The organism is Erythrobacter sp. Dej080120_24 (assembly GCF_036322605.1).
GTDB lineage: Bacteria > Pseudomonadota > Alphaproteobacteria > Sphingomonadales > Sphingomonadaceae > Erythrobacter > Erythrobacter aurantius.
In genome coordinates this window covers 1,161,109-1,178,981 of record NZ_AP027262.1, presented here as the reverse complement: position 1 = coordinate 1,178,981, position 17,873 = coordinate 1,161,109, and the positions used below count along the sequence as shown (strand labels likewise).

Here is a 17,873-nt window from a genome sequence, read left to right as displayed (position 1 = left end):
GATGAAGCGCCTTTTCACCAATATGGGCTGGCTGCTCGGCGGGCGCGGGATCAACGCGGTGCTCAGCCTTGTCTATCTGGCGCTGGCGACGCGTTCGCTGGGGCTGGAGAATTTCGGCTATTTCGCCGCCATCGTCGCGCTGGGGCAGGCGGTGACGGGCATCGCCAATTTCCAGACATGGCAGTTCATCGTCCGCTGGGGCGCGAATGGCGACGAAGCAAGCGAGGAAAACCTGCGCGACGCAACTGGCTTTGCCATCGCGCTCGACATGATTTCGGTGGCGATGGGCACCGTCATTGCCGCCGTTGTGATGTGGACGGCGCATTACTGGCTGCCGCTTCCGGCCGACCTGCTGTGGCTGACTTTCGGCTATTGCGTGGTTTCGCTGATTTCGATCCGCGCGACGCCCACCGGCCTGCTGCGGATGAATTTCAAATATGCCACCGCCACCGCCGCCGAAGCGGTGCAGCCGATCATTCGCGCCATCGGCGCAGTGCTGGCTTGGCTGTTCATGCCGACCGTCGCCGGCTTCATCCTCGCCTATGCCGTGTCCGAAGTGGCGGTGGCCGCAGCCCTGTGGTTCGCCGCCGCGCGCGATCAGCGGATTGATCTGTCCGCGCTCAGCCTCACGCGCATTCCGGAAAAGCACCCCGATGCTTGGCGGTTTGTCTGGTCCACCAATCTTTCGGGCAGCCTGACGATTGCGGGCAAACAAGTGATGATCCTGCTGGTCGGCACTTTTGGCGGAGCCGCCCTGCTCGGCGGTTTCCGCGTCGCCAGCCAATTGGGTCAGGCGCTGATCGCGCTGGCGCAAACCGTGTCGAAAGCGATCCTGCCCGAGCTGGTGCAGGCACGTGACGATGCCATCGTCATGGCGCGGCGGATGGCCAATATCGCGCTGGTCGGCGGTGTCATCGCCGTGCTGGTGGCGCTGTTCTTTGGCCGCTGGGGTCTGGCACTGATTGCCGGGGAGGAATTCGGCGCGTTCTATTGGGCGATGGTGATCCTGGCGATTGCGGGCGCAGTCGAACTGGTCGGAGCCAGCCTTGAATCGCTGCTGGTCAGCGCCGGGCGCGCGGGCACAGCCTTCATTGTGCGCGCAGTACCGACGGTGCTCGCGTTGCTGCTGCTGGATGTCGCGATTGACTGGAATGGCGCAAAGGGCGCGGCCTTTGCGATGCTGGGATCAAGCAGCCTTGCCGTGATCGGTTTCTATGTCGCGATCCTCAATCTCAGCCAGATCCGGCTCGTGGTAGAGCCCGAGGCAAAAGCAAAGGACTAGCAGTCGAGCTGCCAGTCGAGGCGTTCAGCCAGTGGCTGAAGCCCGATCCCGGCTCTCCGCGCATCAAGCCCGACGGCATCCTCGACCGGGTCCGTAACCAGCCGTCCGTCAACGCAGCTTTCCAGCGTGCCGTAACGCTGTTTGCCCGTGGTCAGGAAATGCACGAGGTCGAACAGCATCGCATAATGGCGCTTTTCCACTTCGCCGCTGTCCAGCAACGGCTCCATCGCCCGCACCGCTTCGACCTGAAAGGCGAGGTTGTTGGTGTTGTAGGCGATCTGCCACGCCTTCGTCGCGGCGTAATTGCCGACGTCAGATATGCTCGGCCAGCCCTGCTCTGCGATCGTATCCTTGAGCGAACTAACATTCAGCGTTTCGACCAAGACAAGCTGCGAATAGACCATCGCATGCAGCACCTCGATCTCATCGGGAGACAGCCGAAGCTGGGGCTCGCGACCATATCCGGGTTCGGTCCATTCAAAGACGTTGAGCAGCAACTCCCAACGCAGTGCATCCGCGATGATCTCGTCAGCAAGCCCCGGCGACGACACCGCCTGAACCGGTTCCGAACCGGCAGGACGCACGGTGAAGCCTGAAATCGCTTCGTTGCTGGTGGCAATCAGCGTTTGATAGACAAGCCGTGCGGCGGGCAGCGCTGCCTCGATCTCGGCATGGCTGGTCACTTCCGTGAAGGCGCGTTGCGGCGTTGGCACCTGGCGGCAGAGGTAGGGCGCAGCGACAAACGCCGGATCGAAGCGAGGAATGCCAAGCGCCGCCAATTCCGCCCTCAGCCTGAATTTCGCCACCGCCTCACACTGGTCCAGCCATTCGCTGAGCGCGCGCCATTGCGCCTGTTCCTGCGCGGTCGATTCCGGATAGGCACCGCGAATATAGGAAAAGTCGCCCGGCTCGAAATCCAGCTCATAACCCCGGAAATGGACGAAGGCCCATTCCGGCGGCATCGGATAATTGATCTCGTCCGCCGGAGGGCCGGTGTAGGGGGCTTCGACGTCAGCCTGAGGCGCATCTTGCGCCGCGATCAGCAATGGCCCACAAAGGGCGGCGATCGCGGCGCGGAAGGCGTTTCGGCTCAAGCGTTTCGATCCGCTTCGTAGGCCAGCTTGGGCTTGCGCGCAGCGGCGGTTTCATCAAGCCGCCTGCGCGGTGCGTAATAGGGTGCCTCTTTCAAGGTCTGGTCCCCTGCCCGCGCGCGTTCGGCGAGTGATCGCATGGCTGTGATGAACTGGTCGATCGTCGCCTTGCTTTCCGTCTCGGTCGGCTCGACCAGCATCGCGCCGTGGACGACCAGCGGGAAATACACCGTCATCGGGTGATAGCCTTCGTCGATCAGCCCCTTGGCAAGGTCAAGCGTCGTCAGCCCCTCGGCGAAATCCTTGTCCCCGAACAGCGCCTCGTGCATGCACGGGCCGCTGGCCGCGAAGGGGGCGTGGAGCACGTCCTCAAGGCTGCGCAGGATGTAATTGGCGTTGAGCACCGAATCCTCTGCCACCTGCTTCAGCCCGTCGGCACCGTGGCTGAGCATATAGGTCAGCGCGCGGGTGAACATGCCCATCTGGCCGTGAAAAGCCGTCATCCGGCCAAAGGTCTGCCCGCGGGTTTCCTCGCGAGCTTCCTCTTCGACCAGTTCAAACTCGCCTATCTCGCTCTTGCGCACGAAGGGCAGCGGCGCGAACGGCGCGAGCGCTTCGGACAGCACCACCGGGCCGGAGCCGGGGCCGCCCCCGCCATGCGGGGTGGAGAATGTCTTGTGCAGGTTGATGTGCATCGCATCGACCCCAAGATCGCCCGGACGCACCCGGCCGACAATCGCGTTGAAGTTCGCGCCATCGCAATAGACGTAACCGCCCGCCGCGTGAACGGCATCGGCGATCTCGCGGAAGTCCTTTTCGAACAGGCCGCAGGTGTTGGGATTGGTGATCATCACCGCCGCCACATCGGGACCAAGCCGCGCCTTCAACGCGGCCACATCGACGCGGCCTTCGGGCGTCGCGGGAATATCCTCGACCCGGTAATTTGCGAAAGCGGCGGTGGCGGGATTGGTGCCATGGGCGCTTTCGGGCACCAGCACCACTTCACGCGCATCGCCGCGCGCCTCATGCGCCGCGCGGATCGCGAGAATACCGCAAAGCTCGCCATGCGCGCCGGCCTTGGGGCTCATCGCGACAGCCGGCATTCCGGTGAGCTTGCACAGCCATTCGCCCAGCTGGTGGATCACCTCCAGCGCACCCTGAACGCTCTGCTGCGGCGCCATCGGGTGGATATCGGCAAAGCCGGGGAGGCGCGCCATTTTCTCGTTCAGGCGCGGGTTGTGCTTCATGGTGCACGAACCGAGCGGGAAGAAGCCCAGGTCGATGCCGTAGTTCTGGCGCGACAGGCGGGTGTAGTGGCGCACCGCTTCCGGTTCCGTCAACCCGACGAGGCCGATCGCGTCATTGCGCGCCAGCCCGCCCAGCCGGTTCGGCGCAGACGGATCGAGTTCCGGCAGGTCGACGCCGGTCGTTTCGGGATGGCCGATTTCGAACAGCAGCGGCTCTTCAAGCATCAGCGCGCGGTTGCCGGTGGTGGTGGCGGGGCCGTTGTGCATGCCGTCTTCGGAAACGACCATTTCAGGCTTCCAGCCGGATTTGTTGGGCGCGTTCATTATGCGGCCTCCTTCACAAGCACTTCGAGCTTCGCGGCGAATTCCTCGATATCGTCTTCCGTGGTCGTTTCGGTCACCGCCACCAGCAGCGCCTGTTGCAGCGCTTCGACACCGGGATAGAGCCGCCCGAGCGACACCCCACCCAGCACGCCGCGGCTCGCCAGATCGCGCACCACTTCGCGCGCGGGCCGCCCGTCGAGCATCAGGGTGAATTCGTTGAAGAAGGCGTCGTTGAGCAGCTTCACGCCCGGAATCTTCGTCAGCCGGTCCGCCGCGAGGCAGGCAAGGCGGTGGTTTTCCGCCGCCAGTTCGCGCAGCCCTTTTTCACCCAGCAGCGTCATGTGGACGCTGAAAGCCAGCGCGCACAGCCCGCTGTTGGTGCAGATGTTGCTGGTCGCCTTTTCGCGGCGGATGTGCTGTTCGCGGGTGGACAGCGTCAGCACGAAGCCGCGCTTGCCCTCTGCATCCACGGTCTCGCCGCAAAGACGGCCTGGCATCTGGCGCACGTGCTTGGGATCGCGCACCGCGAACAGGCCGAGGTACGGCCCGCCAAATTGCAGGCCGACGCCCAGCGACTGGCCTTCGCCCACGACGATATCCGCACCCATTTCGCCGGGCGAACGGACGGCTCCGAGCGCGACCGGTTCGGTGTTGACCACCACCAGCAGCGCGCCCTTGGCGTGCGCGGCTTCAGCAACCGGAGTCAAATCGCTGATCCGGCCGAGAATGTCTGGATATTGCACCACGACGCAGGCGGTTTCATCGTCGATCCGCGCGATCAGCCCTTCATGGTCGGGCTCGGTCTGGATCGCGGGCTGTGCATCGGCGATATCGTCGCCGGTGAAATGCGCCATGGTCTTCACCACCTGAGCGTAATGCGGGTGGAGCGCGCCCGAAAGCACCGCGCGCTTGCGCTTGGTCACGCGGGTCGCCATCGCCACCGCTTCCCAGCACGCGGTCGATCCGTCGTAGAGCGAGGCGTTGGCCACCGCGCATCCATAAAGGCGGGCGACCTGCGTCTGGAACTCGAACAGCACTTGCAACGTGCCCTGCGCGATCTCAGGCTGATAGGGGGTGTAAGCCGTCAGGAATTCGCCGCGCTGGATGATGGTGTCTACGCTGGCAGGCACATGATGGCGATAAGCCCCTGTCCCCAGGAAGAACGGCACCTCCCCTGCCACCATGTTCTTTGCCGCGAGCTTCTTCATATGGCGTTCGACCGCCATTTCGCTCGCGTGCATCGGCAGGTCGCGGATCGGCCCGTCCAGCTGCGCCACGGCAGGCACGTCAACGAACAGATCGTCGATCGAAGCCGCGCCGATTTTCGCCAGCATGTCGGCGCGATCGGTATCGGTGAGAGGGAGGTAACGCATTTCTATGTCTTTCCTTTCCCCTCCGTACACGGCGGAGGGGATTTCCCGGATCAGAGGTTGGCGACGAATTCCTTGTAAGCGGCTTCGTCCATCAGCCCTTCGAGCTCGCTGGCGTCGGCCACAGTCATGCGGAAGAACCAGCCGTCTTCCTCAGGCGAGGTATTGACGAGTGCGGGCTCTTCCTCGAGCGCCGAATTGCCTTCGGTCACTTCGCCGCTGATCGGGGAGTAGACGTCGCTCGCCGCCTTGACGCTTTCGACCACGGCGGCATCGCCACCCTTGTCCAACGTCACGCCCACTTCGGGCAGTTCGACAAAGACGATATCGCCCAGTTGTTCCTGAGCATAATCGGTGATTCCGACGGTGGCGACATCGTCCTCGATCTCGATCCATTCGTGTTCATCGGTGAAGTAACGCGGCATTGGTCAGTTCCCCCTGTAATAGCGATGCGGGACAAACGGCATGGGTGATACGGTCGCAGCGAGGCGCTTGCCCCGCACTTCGATTTCAAGCGCGGTGCCGGGCGCGGAATGAGCGGTAGCGACATAGGCCATCGCAATCGGCGCGCCGAGCGTTGGCGAAAAGCCGCCGCTTGTGACGGTGCCAATGCTGTCCGCTCCGGCGAACACTTCCGCGCCTTCGCGCGCGGGCATGCGCCCGTCGATCTTCAGGCCGACCCATTTGCGTGCCGTGCCTTCGTTGATTTCGCGGATGATGCGGTCCGCGCCCGGAAAGCCGCCTTCAGTCCGGCGGCGCTTGTTGATCCCGAAAATCAGCCCCGCCTCGATCGGCGAGGTGTCAGGCGACAGGTCATGTCCGTAAAGCGGCAGACCCGCTTCGAGCCGGAGCGAATCCCGCGCGCCCAGACCAATCGGCTGGACTTCGGGTTCACCGCAAAGCAGCTCGGCCACTTCGGCGGCCGCCTCGGCAGGCAGCGAAATCTCGAAACCGTCCTCACCCGTGTATCCGGCGCGTGCGATGGTGACATCATGGCCTGCGATCTGGAACCGACCGAGCTTCATAAAGGTCAGCGCCGAGAGAGGATATTCGCCTGTTGCATGGCGGGCGAGTGCGTCTGCCGCCTTCGGCCCCTGCAAGGCGAGCAGCGCGTGTTCGTCCATGTGATGCAGGGTGATGTCATCGGGCAGCGCCTCTCTCAGCTTGCCGATATCGTCCCACTTGGTCGCGCCATTGACCACTAGGAACAACGCGTCGGGCCAGCGCGAGACCATCAGATCGTCAAGCACCCCGCCCTCTTCATCGAGCAGCAGCGAATAGCGTTGCTGACCTAGCCTCAGCGTCGAAAGATCGATCGGCAAGACCGCTTCGACAGCGGAGTCGAGATCCGGGCCGGACAGCAGCAATTGCCCCATGTGCGAGACATCGAACAGGCCCGCATTCGTGCGTGTCCAATTGTGTTCGGCCACGATCCCGCCATGCTCACCGGCGTACTGGATCGGCATTTCATAGCCCGCGAAGGGCACCATGCGCGCCCCGCGCGCGCGATGCCACGCGTCAAGCGGCAGCTTCTCCAGCGGCAGCTCTTCGAAAGCCTCTGCAATGTCGTGATCGTCGCTCAAAAATCAGTCCCCGAAACAGGTAAACCAACGCGCCGCAACGACGCCTTGTTCCTGCCCCCTCTGTCGGGTGGACCTGAGAGCTTAGCCATGTGACGAAAACGCCACCGGGCCTTCCCCTTCGGTGGTCCGAAACCGAAGTCCCAGACGCTTTCCAGAGTGCCTATGGTCTATCGCGGTCCATTTGCCTGAGAGTTTCCGGGGCGGTTGCTCCTTCGGCGCCGAGTCCCCGCAAGGGGCCAGTCTCTCCCGCGAAAGACACCGGAATCACTTCCGGCAGACAATCCCATGTTGCGGATGCGAAATGGCGCGTCAATCACGCCGTGGGGCAAAGTGGAAATAATTTTGCGAAAAACGCGCTTTCGCCGCGTTCTGGGACCGCCCTAGGCGCAGTCGCCCGCTGTCAGCGTATATCGCGCGCCGCTCGCTTCGCTTACCGAAACGGTCGCGCATCAGCCGTCGCCGACATCGGTCTTCAAGGTGGAGAGCACCTGCCTGTTGCCCGCCGCAATGCTCGTGCTGCCGCGATGGCGGGCGTGCGAGCTGCCGGTCAGTTCGATCTCGTATTCGACCTGTTGCGTCACCGGCGAATTGGCGATCAGCTCGACTTCGACCCGGTCTCCGCTCTCAATGACATTGAGCGCCAATGCGCGGGTGTCGGATGATGAGGCACCCGCGCCCGATGCGCCCCCGGCTGCAATCGCGAAGGCCGGGGTTATCAGGGCAAGGCGCCGGGCAAGATCGCGCATGGTCACGCCCCTAATTGCCCCCGCCAAGCTGTTGGACGATTGGTTGAGCAGGTTCTGCGTCTGCGTCTTCTTCGGGAAATATGCGAGGCTGGTCTGCTCAGGCAGCAGATCGCGCCCGCTCTGCCCAACGCTCATGCAGCCACTCAAACCAAGAGCGAGTGCCGCCGCAACGCCAATCTTGGCAAACGAACGCATCAGTGCACCTCGATCAAGAGAGGAATGACAATCCGGGTTTCTCCACCGGTGTCGTCGTCGCGGATGATCAGCGTGACCGAATCGAGCGAGCGGAAGAATTCGATGGTCTGGCCGCCGAAGGTGATCGTCCCCTGCTCCTGCGGATTGTCACCGAAGATCGCATCCACAATCTGCGTAGACAGGGCCGAGAGCAGCCGCGATTCAAGCTGCCGCGCAAAAATGCTCGACTGGCTTTTTCGATCCACGGCATCGGGATCGCGCGTCTTGTTCTGAGCGTTGGCAATGCCAAGGATGTGATTGGAATTGAAGGGGTTGCCGCCAAAGGTCGGACTTATCGGTTTATGCACGAGGTCTTGTGCAAGAGCCGGACTTGCGGCGGCGCCGAGACCCAGCGCTAAAACTACCGCGGAAAAACGTAGCATTCTCAACCCCCCCTGCCGGCCAAGCGACAGCCCACACACTCGTTAACCTTTTCAGTCTGAAACCGCTGACGCGAATCTCACCGAGTCGAGAAACTTAATAACACGTCCAGAACGTTTGGCCTCAGATTCCGGGACTTTCCGGGCCTTTTGAGGCGGCAATGTTCTAGACCGGGACCTTATATCGCCAACGCCAGCTTGCGAAATTTGGTTAATGTCAACTTACGCAAAAAATGCGACAGTCTGGCAGGAAGAAGCTCTCGGCTCGTGAGCATTCAGAGATTGGGCCGCAGCCAACGCTCGGCAGTGGCGACATCGACGCCCCGGCGCCGCGCATAGTCCTCGAGCTGGTCCCGCCCGATCTTTGCCACGCCGAAATATTGCGATTCCGGATGCCCGAAGTAGAACCCGCTGACAGCAGCGGTTGGCCACATCGCAAAGCTCTCCGTCAAGCTCAATCCGGCGTTTGTCCCGGCATCGAGCAGATCGAACAGGATCGGCTTCAGCGAATGATCGGGGCAAGCGGGATATCCGGGTGCGGGCCGGATGCCGCGATATTCTTCCTTTATCAGCGCCTGATTGGTGAGATGTTCGCCCGGAGCATAGCCCCACAGATCGGTGCGGACATGCTGATGCAGCGCCTCGGCAAAGGCTTCGGCGAAGCGATCCGCCAGAGCTTTCAGCAGGATGTCCGAATAATCGTCCTTGTCCGCCTGAAACCGGGCGGAATGCGGCTCGATCCCATGAATGCCGACGGCAAACCCGCCGATCCAGTCACCGTTGGGATCTATGAAATCGGCAAGGCACATATTGGCGCGATCCCGGCTCTTGCGGATCTGCTGGCGCAGGAACGGCAGGACTGTGTGCGTTTCGCCCTCGGGATCGTGGATCGTCACATCGTCGCCGTCGCGCGCGCACGGCCAGAACCCGCAAACGCCGCGCGCGGTCAGCCATTTTTCGCCAATGATCTTGTCGAGCATGGCATCGGCATCCGCCTTCAGGCTGCGCGCGCTTTCACCGACGATTTCATCTTCAAGGATCGCCGGATAATTGCCGTGCAATTCCCACGCGCGGAAGAACGGCGTCCAGTCGATATATTCCCGCAAATCGGCGAGCGACCAGTCATCGAACACATGCACACCCGGCTTTTCGGGCGGGGCCGGCTTGTCCGACAGATAGGCGTCGTAGAAATTTGCGCGCGCTTCCTCCAGCGACAGCAGTTGTTTTTCCGCCTTGCCCGCACGGGCATCGCGCACATGGGTGTATTCGTCCGCGACCTCGGCAACGAAAGCGTCCCGTTGGGTATCCGACAGCAGTTTTGAAGCCACACCGACCGCTCGGCTCGCATCGAGCACGTGGATCACCGGACCCTCGTAATTCGGATCGATCTTGAGCGCGGTGTGGACCTTGCTGGTCGTCGCCCCGCCGATCAGCAACGGCATGCTCATCCCGGCTCGTTGCATTTCTTCGGCAACGGTCACCATCTCGTCGAGCGACGGGGTGATCAGGCCCGACAGGCCGATCATGTCGGCCTTGTTCTCGTTCGCCGATTTGAGGATGTCCTGCCAGGGCACCATCACGCCCAGATCAACTACGTCATAGCCGTTGCACTGCAACACCACGCCGACGATGTTCTTGCCGATATCGTGCACGTCGCCCTTGACGGTCGCCATGATGATCGTGCCCTTGGAACTGCGTTCGGCCTCGGGCAGCAGTTCCTTCTCCGCCTCGATATAAGGGATGAGGTGCGCGACCGCCTTTTTCATGACGCGCGCGGATTTGACCACTTGGGGCAGGAACATCTTGCCGCTGCCGAACAGGTCGCCGACGACGTTCATGCCGTCCATCAGGGGGCCTTCGATCACCTCAATCGGCCTGCCTCCGCGATCCGCGATAGCGGCGCGGGCCTGTTCGGTGTCATCGACGATATGCGCGTCGATGCCCTTGACCAGCGCGTGCTCCAGTCGCCGCTCGACCGGCCAGCCGCGCCATTCCTCGGCCGCCTTCTCGTCGGCGACGCTCTTGCCCTTGTAGCTTTCGGCGAGGTCGATCAGCCGCTCGGTCGCATCCGCGCGGCGCATCAGGAGCACGTCCTCGCACGCCTCGCGCAGGGTCGGGTCGATCGTGTCGTAGACGTCGAGTTGCCCCGCATTGACGATCGCCATGTCGAGCCCGGCGGGGATCGCGTGGTAGAGGAAGACCGAATGCATCGCCCGGCGCACGGTTTCATTGCCGCGGAAGGAGAAGGACAGGTTGGAAAGCCCGCCGCTTGTCTTCGCATGCGGGCACAGCGCCTTGATCTCACGTACTGCCTCGATGAAGTCGAGGCCATAGCGGTCATGCTCCTCGATCCCCGTCGCCACGGCGAAGATGTTGGGATCGAAGATGATGTCTTCGGGCGGAAAGCCGATGCCGGTGAGGAGGTCGTAGGCGCGCTTGCAGATTTCGACCTTGCGCGCCTTGGTATCGGCCTGCCCCACTTCGTCGAATGCCATGACGACGACGGCTGCGCCGTAATCCATGCACTTGCGCGCCTGTTCGAGAAAGGGCGCCTCGCCTTCCTTCATGCTGATCGAATTGACGATCGGCTTGCCGCTGACGCACTTCAGCCCTGCCTCGATCACGTCCCATTTGGAACTGTCGATCATCACCGGCACGCGCGCGATATCAGGTTCAGCAGCGATCAGCTTGAGGAAGGTCGTCATCGCGTGTTCCGCGTCGAGCAAACCTTCGTCCATGTTGACGTCGATCACCTGTGCGCCGTTTTCGACCTGGTCGCGCGCGACTTCGACGGCTGTGGCGTAATCATCCGCCATGATCAGCTTCTTGAACCGGGCCGAGCCGGTCACGTTGGTGCGCTCACCGATGTTGATGAAGCGGGCGGTTGATGCTTGCTGGTTCATGGAAATCAGGCCGCCACCACGAATGCTTCAAGCCCGGAAAGCCGCATAGCGGTTTCGGGTGTGGGAATTGCGCGAGGGGGCAAGCCCTTCACCGCTTCGGCAATCGCCTTGATATGCGCCGGAGACGAACCACAGCACCCGCCAAGGATATTGGCCTGACCCTTTTCTGCCCATTGCCGCACCAGGAATGCGGTCGTGTCTGGCAGCTCGTCATACTCGCCCAGTTCATTGGGCAATCCGGCGTTGGGGTAGGCCATCAAGAGTGTGTCCGCGATCGCCGAAAGCGACTGGATATGCGGGCGCAGTTGGTCAGCGCCAAAGCTGCAATTGAGGCCGATAGTGACAGGCTTTGCGTGCCGCACCGCATACCAGAATGCCTCGACCGTGTGGCCTGACAGGTTGCGGCCCGAAAGGTCGGTGAGCGTCATCGAGATCATCACCGGGACTTCGCGACCTAGCTCCGCCTCCAGCTGCTTGACCGCCATGATCCCGGCCTTGGCGTTGAGCGTGTCGAACACGGTTTCAATGAGGATGAAATCCACCCCGCCTTCCACCAGCGCGGCGGCCTGTTCCTTGTAGACGGCGGTCAGCTCGTCGAAATCGATCTCGCGATAGCCCGGGTCTTCAACATCGGGGGACAGCGACAGCGTCTTGTTGGTAGGCCCAATTGCGCCAGCGACAAAGCGGGGGCGGCCGTCCTTGGCCGCATACTCATCCGCCAGCGCCCGCGCGATCTTGCCCGAAGCAATATTGATCGCGGCGACCTGATCTTCTGCCGCATAGTCGGCTTGCGAAATGCGATTGGCGGAAAAGGTGTTGGTCGAGATTACGTCTGATCCCGCCTCCAAATAGCTGCGCGTGATTTCTTCGATCACATCGGGCCGGGTCAGGGCGAGGATGTCGTTATTGCCCTTCTGGTCGGCGGGAAGTCCAAGATCGCCCGCATAATCTTGTTCGGAAAGCTTGCGCTCCTGAATCTGCGTTCCGAACGCGCCGTCAAAGATCAGCACGCGCTCTTGCGCCGCGGCATTCAACCGCTGGCGCGCTTCGCTTGGGGTGAGTGTCATCGGGCATCTCCCTTGGGCCGTTTGCCGAGCATGTGGCAGATCGCATAGGCGAGCTCAGGCCGGTTCAGGGTGTAGAAGTGGAAATCGCGCACGCCCCCGGCGTAGAGGCGGCGGCACAGTTCAGCCGCGACCGTGGCAGCGACAAGCTGGCGTGCGGCGGGCCTTTCGTCGAGCCCTTCGAACAGGCCATCCATCCACTCGGGGATTTGCGCTCCGCAAGCTCCCGCGAATTTGCGCGCCTGCGCGACATTGGTGACGGGGAGAATACCGGGCAGAACCGGCTGCTCGATCCCGTTCTTCGCCAGTTCGTCGCGGAACCGGAAAAAGGTATCGGCGGAAAAGAAGAATTGCGAAATCGCGCGGGTGGCCCCCGCGTCCAGCTTGCGCTTGAGATTGTCGATATCGGCCTGCGGGCAATCGGCATCCGGGTGGGTTTCGGGATAGGCGGCCACCGAAATCTCGAAATCGGCGATTTCCTTCAACCCCTTCACCAGTTCGGCAGCGCTGGCGAAGCCTTCGGGATGCGGGACAAAGGGCGCGCCCGGCTCGCCTGCGTCACCGCGCAGCGCGACGATGTGGCGAACGCCTGCCTCCCAATAATGCTCCGCGACCTCGCGGATTTCCGCCTTGGACGCGCCGACACAGGTCAGGTGCGCGGCCGCCGGAAGCTTCGCGTCGGCAATGATCCGGGCGACGGTTGCGTGCGTGCGTTCGCGGGTGGAGCCCCCTGCACCATAGGTGACCGAGACGAAGCTTGGATCAAGCGGCTTCAGTTGCTGCACCGCGTCCCACAATTGCGCCTCCATCTTCTCGCTCTTGGGCGGAAAGAATTCGAAACTCACCGCGACATCTCCGGGCAGGCCCGAAAACAGCGGCGTGTCGACAGCGGTGCGGTGTTCGTGGAGTTGATCGAGTGTCGGGGTCATGATGTCGCTTTGTTGGCGGCCTGAATGGGGGTTGCGGCTTCGGCACCGGAGGAGGTGCTGCGATTGCCGATCCAGATCTTTACAATCAGCTCAACGCCTTCGAGCGTGATCGGTTCACCGGGAGTGAAGCCCGCTGATTGCAGCAAGTCATTCATCTGGACATCGGAGAAACCGAGGCGGGCATGCTGATGCCGATCGCGCAGGTCTTCGCGATCATGCGCGGCGAAGTCGACAATAGCGATCCGCCCGCCGGGGCGCGTAACCCGCGCAGCTTCGGCCAGAGGCAAGGCGGGGTCCTGCGCGAAGTGCAGCACCTGATGCAGCAGCACGGTGTCGAAACTGGCGGCGGGGAACGGCAGGTCGGCGAAATCGCCTTGCACCAGTTCCACCCGCGATGCGGGCAGATGTTGGAGTTTTGCCCGCGCAACCCGCAGCATTTCAAGGTTCTTGTCGAGCGCCACAACCCGCTCCGCCGCAGAGGCGAACAGTTCGGCCATGCGCCCAGTGCCGGTACCGATGTCGAGCACCACGCCGAGCGGCGCAGTGCCAAGCGTTGCGGCGAGTTGTTCCTCCACCTGAATGTCCGGGGTGTGGAGCGCGCGCAATTCGTCCCATTGTTCGGCGTGTCGGGCGAAGTAATCTTCGGCATTGACCTCGCGGGCCTCGCGGATTGCTGCAAGCTTGCGCCGGTCATCCTCGCAAACTGCCGCGAATTCCGGACTTTCCCGTTCGGCAGCGGCCAGCAATTGGTCGAGCGCGGCAAGCACCGGGCCGCTTGCCTCGCCACCACTGGCGGCACGCAGGAACACCCAGCTGCCTTCGCGGCGGCGCTCTGCCAGACCGGCATCGCACAGAATTCCGACATGACGCGAAACGCGCGGCTGGCTTTGCCCCAGAACCTGCGCCAGTTCACCCACCGCAAGTTCCATGGCCGACAGCAGCCGCGCAATGCGCAACCGCGTGGGATCAGCCAAAGCCTTGAACAGCGCGTCGATAGTCATCGCGCACGACACATAAAGATATTTTTATATGTGTAAATCCGCTGAGTGAGCCAAGCGCCCTAGGCAATTCTGGCCGCACCGGCGGACGGCTTGAAAATGCCGACCTGCGCCGGGGCCGAAACCTTGCGAATTGCCTCGACGGCGTCAAGTGGCGCAAGGGCAACCAGCGACCCGCCAAATCCCCCGCCGGTCAAGCGGACGCCGCCGTCTTGGCCAAGCACCTCGCTGATCAAACAGAACAGGCGGTCCACTGGTGGAACCGAGGCTTCGAAATCGTCCCGATAGGATCGGAAGCTGTCCGCCATCAATCCGGAAATCTGCGCAGCGTCGGCAGCCTCCAACGCGCTGGCGAACTGGCTGACCCGTGCGATTTCGCTGACGACATGGCGCGCACGGCGAAATTCGAGGTCGGGCAGATTGCCTCTTTCGGCTACCAGTTGCTCGGGCGAAACATCGCGCAGAGAAGCCGCGCCGTAATGCCGCGCCGCCGCTTCACACTGGGCACGGCGTTCGTTGTAGGGGCTGTCACCGAGCGAATGCCGCACCCCGCTATCGATGATCACCAGCGCCAGATCGCGCGGCATGGCGATGTGCCGAAAGCTGAGGTCGCGGCAATCGAGCATCAGCGCATGCCCCGATTGCGAGCATGCCGACGCCATCTGATCCATGATCCCGCATTGCGTGCCGACCATCTCGTTCTCGGCCCTTTGCGCTATTTTTGCGAGCGTTTCGGGCGCGGCGGCTGCTCCTGCCAAAGCCGTGAGAGCGAGGTCTGAGACCACCCCTAGGGATGCGGAAGAGGACAGACCCGCCCCGATCGGAACATTGCCGGCAATCGCGACCCGTGCCGGGGCGATCTGGTGGCCGCCTTCCAAAAGGAACCGGGAAACGCCGCGCACATGGTTGGCCCATTCGACCTGCGTTGCCGCGATTGGTTCACGCAGCGAAAAGCTGTCGCGCTCATTGCCCAAATCCAGCGCAACGCTTTCGATCATGTCCCCTATGCCCGGCCCGATAGCGATCATCGTTTCACGGTCGATGGCGCAGGGCAGCACCAACCCGTCATTGTAGTCGGTGTGTTCACCTATCAGGTTGACCCGACCCGGCGCGGCAAAGATCGCCTGCGGCTCCTCGCCATAGGCCGCGCGAAAGCCTGCGCGCACGCGCTCCAGCAATTGCTCGCGGTGGTTCATCGCTCGCCCCGGTAATGCTCGGTCCCGCTAACGCTGCGCAGCATTTCCGCCGCGCGTTCCGGAGTCAGGTCGCGCTGCGCCTCGGCCAGCATTTCGTATCCCACCATGAACTTGCGTACCGATGCCGAGCGCAGCAGCGGCGGGTAGAAATGGGCATGGAGCTGAAACCACTTCAGCGGCTTGTCCTCGAAAGGGGCCTGATGCCAGCCCATCGAATAGGGAAAGATGGTGCGGAACAGATTGTCGTAGCGCGTCGTCAATGCCTTGAGGATTTCAGCGAGGCTGTCGCGCTCGGCATCACCGAGTTCGGGCAGCCGCTGAACCCCGAACCGCGGAAGCAAAAGCGTCTCGAACGGCCAGGCCGCCCAGAACGGGACGATGGCGATCCAGTGATCGTTGATCTCGACCACCCGCTCGCCTTCGCGCGCCTCGCGTTCGGCAATGTCGATCAGCAGCGAACGGGCTTCCTCATTCATGTAGGCGGCCTGTTGCTGCGCTTCGGTGCGCAGTTCATGTGGCTCGTGCGAGTTGGCCCACACCTGTCCATGCGGATGGGGGTTGGAACAGCCCATCATCGCGCCCTTGTTCTCGAACACCTGCACGCAGGCGTGCGATTGCCCCAGTTCCTCGCTCTGCCGCGCCCAGACGTCGATCACCTCGCGGATCTGGCCTGGCGCCAGTTCGGGCATCGACTTTGAATGATCGGGCGAAAAGCAGATGACCCGGCAGGTGCCGCTGGTCGTCTCCGCGCGCAGCAGTGGGTCAAATGTTCGCTCCGGCGCGGCTCCGTCCTGCTCCAGCGCGGGGAAGTCGTTATCGAAGACGTAGACGCCCGAATAATCCGGATTCGCCTCGCCCCCGACGCGGGTGTTGCCGGGGCACAGGTAGCACGCGGGATCATAGGCCGGTGGCGGCGGATCGGGTTCGCTCTCCTCCCCCTGCCACGGACGGCCCATGCGCTGCGGCGACACCTGCACCCACGCACCGGTGAGCGGATTGTAGCGCCGGTGGGGCTTCGAGAAATCCAGGCTCACGCCGCCGCCTCGCCACGCCGCTTGAAGCCGACGAACTGCGCCCGGTTGCCCATCGCCCGGTTAACCGCGAGCGCAGCGATCACGCTCGTCACCAGCGTCACCACCATGAAGTCGATGTAATGCATCGCGATGTATCCTTCGGGCTGAAGGTAGAAGGTGAACCCGCCATACTGCGCCACACCCCAGATCACCCCGCCGATCGCGGCAGGAGCCTCGACATTGCGGAACAACAGCCCGGCGACAAAGGCGCTGAGGATCGGCATTGAGAGCAAACCGTTCAATTGCTGTAAAAGGTTGATGATGCTGAATTCGGTCGGATCGGCGCTGGCCGCGTCGATATAGACCGTCACCAGCATGATTGATGTGAGTGTCAGCAGCACCGATACAGCCGCGGCGAGCTTCCAGTGATCCTTTACCTCGCCCGCGAACTGTTCGTGGAAGTCGACCGAGTAAAGCGCCACCGAACTGTTCAGCACAGCGCTGAAAGTGGTGATGACAGCCGCTGCCACCATCGCCGCGAACGCGCCCGAAAGCCACGGCGGCAGCACTTCGGCAATCAGCTGGCCGTATGCCGCATCGCCGACATCGCCGAACAGCTTGTAAGCGACGATGCCGGGGATGACGACAATCGGCGGCACGATCAGGATACGGATCGCAGCGGCAGCCAGCACACCCTTCTGCGCTTCCTTGACCGTGGGCGCAGCCATCGCGCGCTGGGTGATGTTCTGATTGGTCGACCAGTAGAATATCTGGATGAAGATCATACCCGTGAACAGCGTGTGGAACGGGATCGGGCTGTCCGGCCCGCCGATCATGGTCAGCCGCTCTGCCGGGACGCCATCGGTGATGTTCCAGTCAACCGCCGCCAACGCCAGCACCACGATCAGCAGCGCAAGGCCGAGGATGCCGATGCCGGAATAGGTGTCCATCACCGCCACCGCGCGCAGCCCGCCAAAAATCGTGTAGGCCGCCGAAATCACCGCCAGAACCGCAGCGAAAGCCAGCACCGGGATCTGATCGCCGAACAGCGCCTGCATGAATGTGCCGCCCGAATACAGCACGGCGGGCAGGTAGATCAGGATATTGCCGAAGAGGAACAGCGCCGAAATCAGCGTGCGGATGCTCCGCCCGTTGTAACGCTTTTCCAGAAGCTCGGTCACGGTGGTGCAGTTGTTGCGATAATAGATCGGCACAAACACGAAAGCGAGGATCAGGAGCCCCGCAAATCCGGCGATTTCCCACCACGCCAGCAACGCCATCTGGTTGCCGTTCATGCCCACCAGCTGGTCGGTCGAAAGGTTGGTCAGCGTGATCGAGCCCGCGACGAACAGCCAGCTAAGCCCCCCGCCTGCAAGGAAAACATCCTTTTTCGATCCGTCATGCTTTGCGCGGCGGATCGTCAGCCAGGTGGCAAGACCGACCAATGCCGTAAGGACAATCGCGACACCGATCTGCACGGCACTGGTGGTGGGAAGCTGGTTCAGCATGTTAT

15 protein-coding genes and 2 riboswitches are annotated in these 17,873 nt (G+C 62.6%); of the genes, 1 reads left to right on the top strand and 14 read right to left on the bottom strand.

The window, feature by feature from the left end:
* The first annotated feature begins 1 nt into the window (after position 1).
* Positions 2-1,282 carry a lipopolysaccharide biosynthesis protein gene (locus tag AABA34_RS05585; RefSeq protein WP_034952148.1) on the top strand — a complete coding sequence of 427 codons (1,281 nt, stop codon included), beginning with the start codon at positions 2-4 and terminating at the stop codon, positions 1,280-1,282.
* Here AABA34_RS05585 and AABA34_RS05580 read toward each other — a convergent pair.
* The 14 genes from AABA34_RS05580 to AABA34_RS05515 form a co-directional block, all read right to left on the bottom strand.
* Entirely contained in the window at positions 1,279-2,376 is a 1,098-nt protein-coding gene (locus AABA34_RS05580; RefSeq protein WP_338304258.1) for a DUF6624 domain-containing protein, read from the bottom strand. The genes AABA34_RS05585 and AABA34_RS05580 overlap by 4 nt on opposite strands.
* Positions 2,373-3,944 carry an aminomethyl-transferring glycine dehydrogenase subunit GcvPB gene (gene gcvPB / locus AABA34_RS05575; RefSeq protein ID WP_445083762.1) on the bottom strand — a complete coding sequence of 524 codons (1,572 nt, stop codon included), beginning with the start codon at positions 3,942-3,944 and terminating at the stop codon, positions 2,373-2,375. Before gcvPB ends, AABA34_RS05580 begins: the two co-directional genes overlap by 4 nt.
* Positions 3,944-5,317 carry an aminomethyl-transferring glycine dehydrogenase subunit GcvPA gene (gcvPA, locus tag AABA34_RS05570; RefSeq protein WP_338304257.1) on the bottom strand — a complete coding sequence of 458 codons (1,374 nt, stop codon included), beginning with the start codon at positions 5,315-5,317 and terminating at the stop codon, positions 3,944-3,946. Before gcvPA ends, gcvPB begins: the two co-directional genes overlap by 1 nt.
* A 50-nt stretch (positions 5,318-5,367) precedes the next feature.
* The gene (gene gcvH / locus AABA34_RS05565; protein ID WP_338304256.1) at positions 5,368-5,739 is read right to left on the bottom strand and encodes a glycine cleavage system protein GcvH; all 372 of its coding nucleotides are present in this window, start codon (positions 5,737-5,739) and stop codon (positions 5,368-5,370) included.
* Between the two features lie 3 nt (positions 5,740-5,742).
* Positions 5,743-6,897, bottom strand: coding sequence for a glycine cleavage system aminomethyltransferase GcvT (gene gcvT / locus AABA34_RS05560; protein WP_338304255.1), 1,155 nt, complete (start codon positions 6,895-6,897; stop codon positions 5,743-5,745).
* 50 nt (positions 6,898-6,947) lie between these two features.
* Positions 6,948-7,059, bottom strand: a riboswitch (glycine riboswitch).
* Position 7,060: 1 nt separating this feature from the next.
* A riboswitch (glycine riboswitch) is annotated at positions 7,061-7,156 on the bottom strand.
* 190 nt (positions 7,157-7,346) lie between these two features.
* Entirely contained in the window at positions 7,347-7,778 is a 432-nt protein-coding gene (locus tag AABA34_RS05555; protein WP_338304254.1) for a hypothetical protein, read from the bottom strand.
* Between the two features lie 59 nt (positions 7,779-7,837).
* Positions 7,838-8,260 (bottom strand): curli assembly protein CsgF, encoded by a 423-nt coding sequence (locus tag AABA34_RS05550; protein ID WP_338304253.1) that lies wholly within the window; start codon positions 8,258-8,260, stop codon positions 7,838-7,840.
* 272 nt (positions 8,261-8,532) lie between these two features.
* Entirely contained in the window at positions 8,533-11,160 is a 2,628-nt protein-coding gene (gene metH / locus AABA34_RS05545) for a methionine synthase (RefSeq protein WP_338304252.1), read from the bottom strand.
* Between the two features lie 5 nt (positions 11,161-11,165).
* Positions 11,166-12,227, bottom strand: a complete 1,062-nt coding sequence (locus AABA34_RS05540) for a homocysteine S-methyltransferase family protein (protein WP_338304251.1) — start codon at positions 12,225-12,227, stop codon at positions 11,166-11,168.
* Complete coding sequence (gene metF, locus AABA34_RS05535; protein WP_338304250.1) at positions 12,224-13,153, bottom strand: methylenetetrahydrofolate reductase [NAD(P)H]; 930 nt, start codon at positions 13,151-13,153, stop codon at positions 12,224-12,226. Before metF ends, AABA34_RS05540 begins: the two co-directional genes overlap by 4 nt.
* Complete coding sequence (locus AABA34_RS05530) at positions 13,150-14,154, bottom strand: ArsR/SmtB family transcription factor (protein ID WP_338304249.1); 1,005 nt, start codon at positions 14,152-14,154, stop codon at positions 13,150-13,152. Before AABA34_RS05530 ends, metF begins: the two co-directional genes overlap by 4 nt.
* A 59-nt stretch (positions 14,155-14,213) precedes the next feature.
* The gene (galK, locus tag AABA34_RS05525; RefSeq protein ID WP_338304248.1) at positions 14,214-15,347 is read right to left on the bottom strand and encodes a galactokinase; all 1,134 of its coding nucleotides are present in this window, start codon (positions 15,345-15,347) and stop codon (positions 14,214-14,216) included.
* Positions 15,344-16,381, bottom strand: a complete 1,038-nt coding sequence (locus AABA34_RS05520) for a UDP-glucose--hexose-1-phosphate uridylyltransferase (RefSeq protein ID WP_338304247.1) — start codon at positions 16,379-16,381, stop codon at positions 15,344-15,346. The genes galK and AABA34_RS05520 overlap by 4 nt, the downstream gene beginning before the upstream one ends.
* On the bottom strand, positions 16,378-17,868 hold the full coding sequence (locus tag AABA34_RS05515; protein ID WP_338304246.1) for a sodium:solute symporter family transporter: 1,491 nt from the start codon (positions 17,866-17,868) through the stop codon (positions 16,378-16,380). Before AABA34_RS05515 ends, AABA34_RS05520 begins: the two co-directional genes overlap by 4 nt.
* Positions 17,869-17,873: the final 5 nt, after the last annotated feature.

Bases quoted from the DNA above. Each gene is read 5' to 3' on its own strand.
- galK (WP_338304248.1), bottom strand. From the start codon at position 15,347: ATGAACCACCGCGAGCAATTGCTGGAGCGCGTGCGCGCAGGCTTTCGC.
- AABA34_RS05550 (WP_338304253.1), bottom strand. From the start codon at position 8,260: ATGCTACGTTTTTCCGCGGTAGTTTTAGCGCTGGGTCTCGGCGCCGCC.
- metF (WP_338304250.1), bottom strand. From the start codon at position 13,153: ATGACCCCGACACTCGATCAACTCCACGAACACCGCACCGCTGTCGAC.
- AABA34_RS05540 (WP_338304251.1), bottom strand. From the start codon at position 12,227: ATGACACTCACCCCAAGCGAAGCGCGCCAGCGGTTGAATGCCGCGGCG.
- AABA34_RS05530 (WP_338304249.1), bottom strand. From the start codon at position 14,154: ATGACTATCGACGCGCTGTTCAAGGCTTTGGCTGATCCCACGCGGTTG.
- gcvPB (WP_445083762.1), bottom strand. From the start codon at position 3,944: ATGAACGCGCCCAACAAATCCGGCTGGAAGCCTGAAATGGTCGTTTCC.
- gcvPA (WP_338304257.1), bottom strand. From the start codon at position 5,317: ATGCGTTACCTCCCTCTCACCGATACCGATCGCGCCGACATGCTGGCG.
- gcvH (WP_338304256.1), bottom strand. From the start codon at position 5,739: ATGCCGCGTTACTTCACCGATGAACACGAATGGATCGAGATCGAGGAC.
- metH (WP_338304252.1), bottom strand. From the start codon at position 11,160: ATGAACCAGCAAGCATCAACCGCCCGCTTCATCAACATCGGTGAGCGC.
- AABA34_RS05585 (WP_034952148.1), top strand. From the start codon at position 2: ATGAAGCGCCTTTTCACCAATATGGGCTGGCTGCTCGGCGGGCGCGGG.
- AABA34_RS05555 (WP_338304254.1), bottom strand. From the start codon at position 7,778: ATGAGCGTTGGGCAGAGCGGGCGCGATCTGCTGCCTGAGCAGACCAGC.
- AABA34_RS05515 (WP_338304246.1), bottom strand. From the start codon at position 17,868: ATGCTGAACCAGCTTCCCACCACCAGTGCCGTGCAGATCGGTGTCGCG.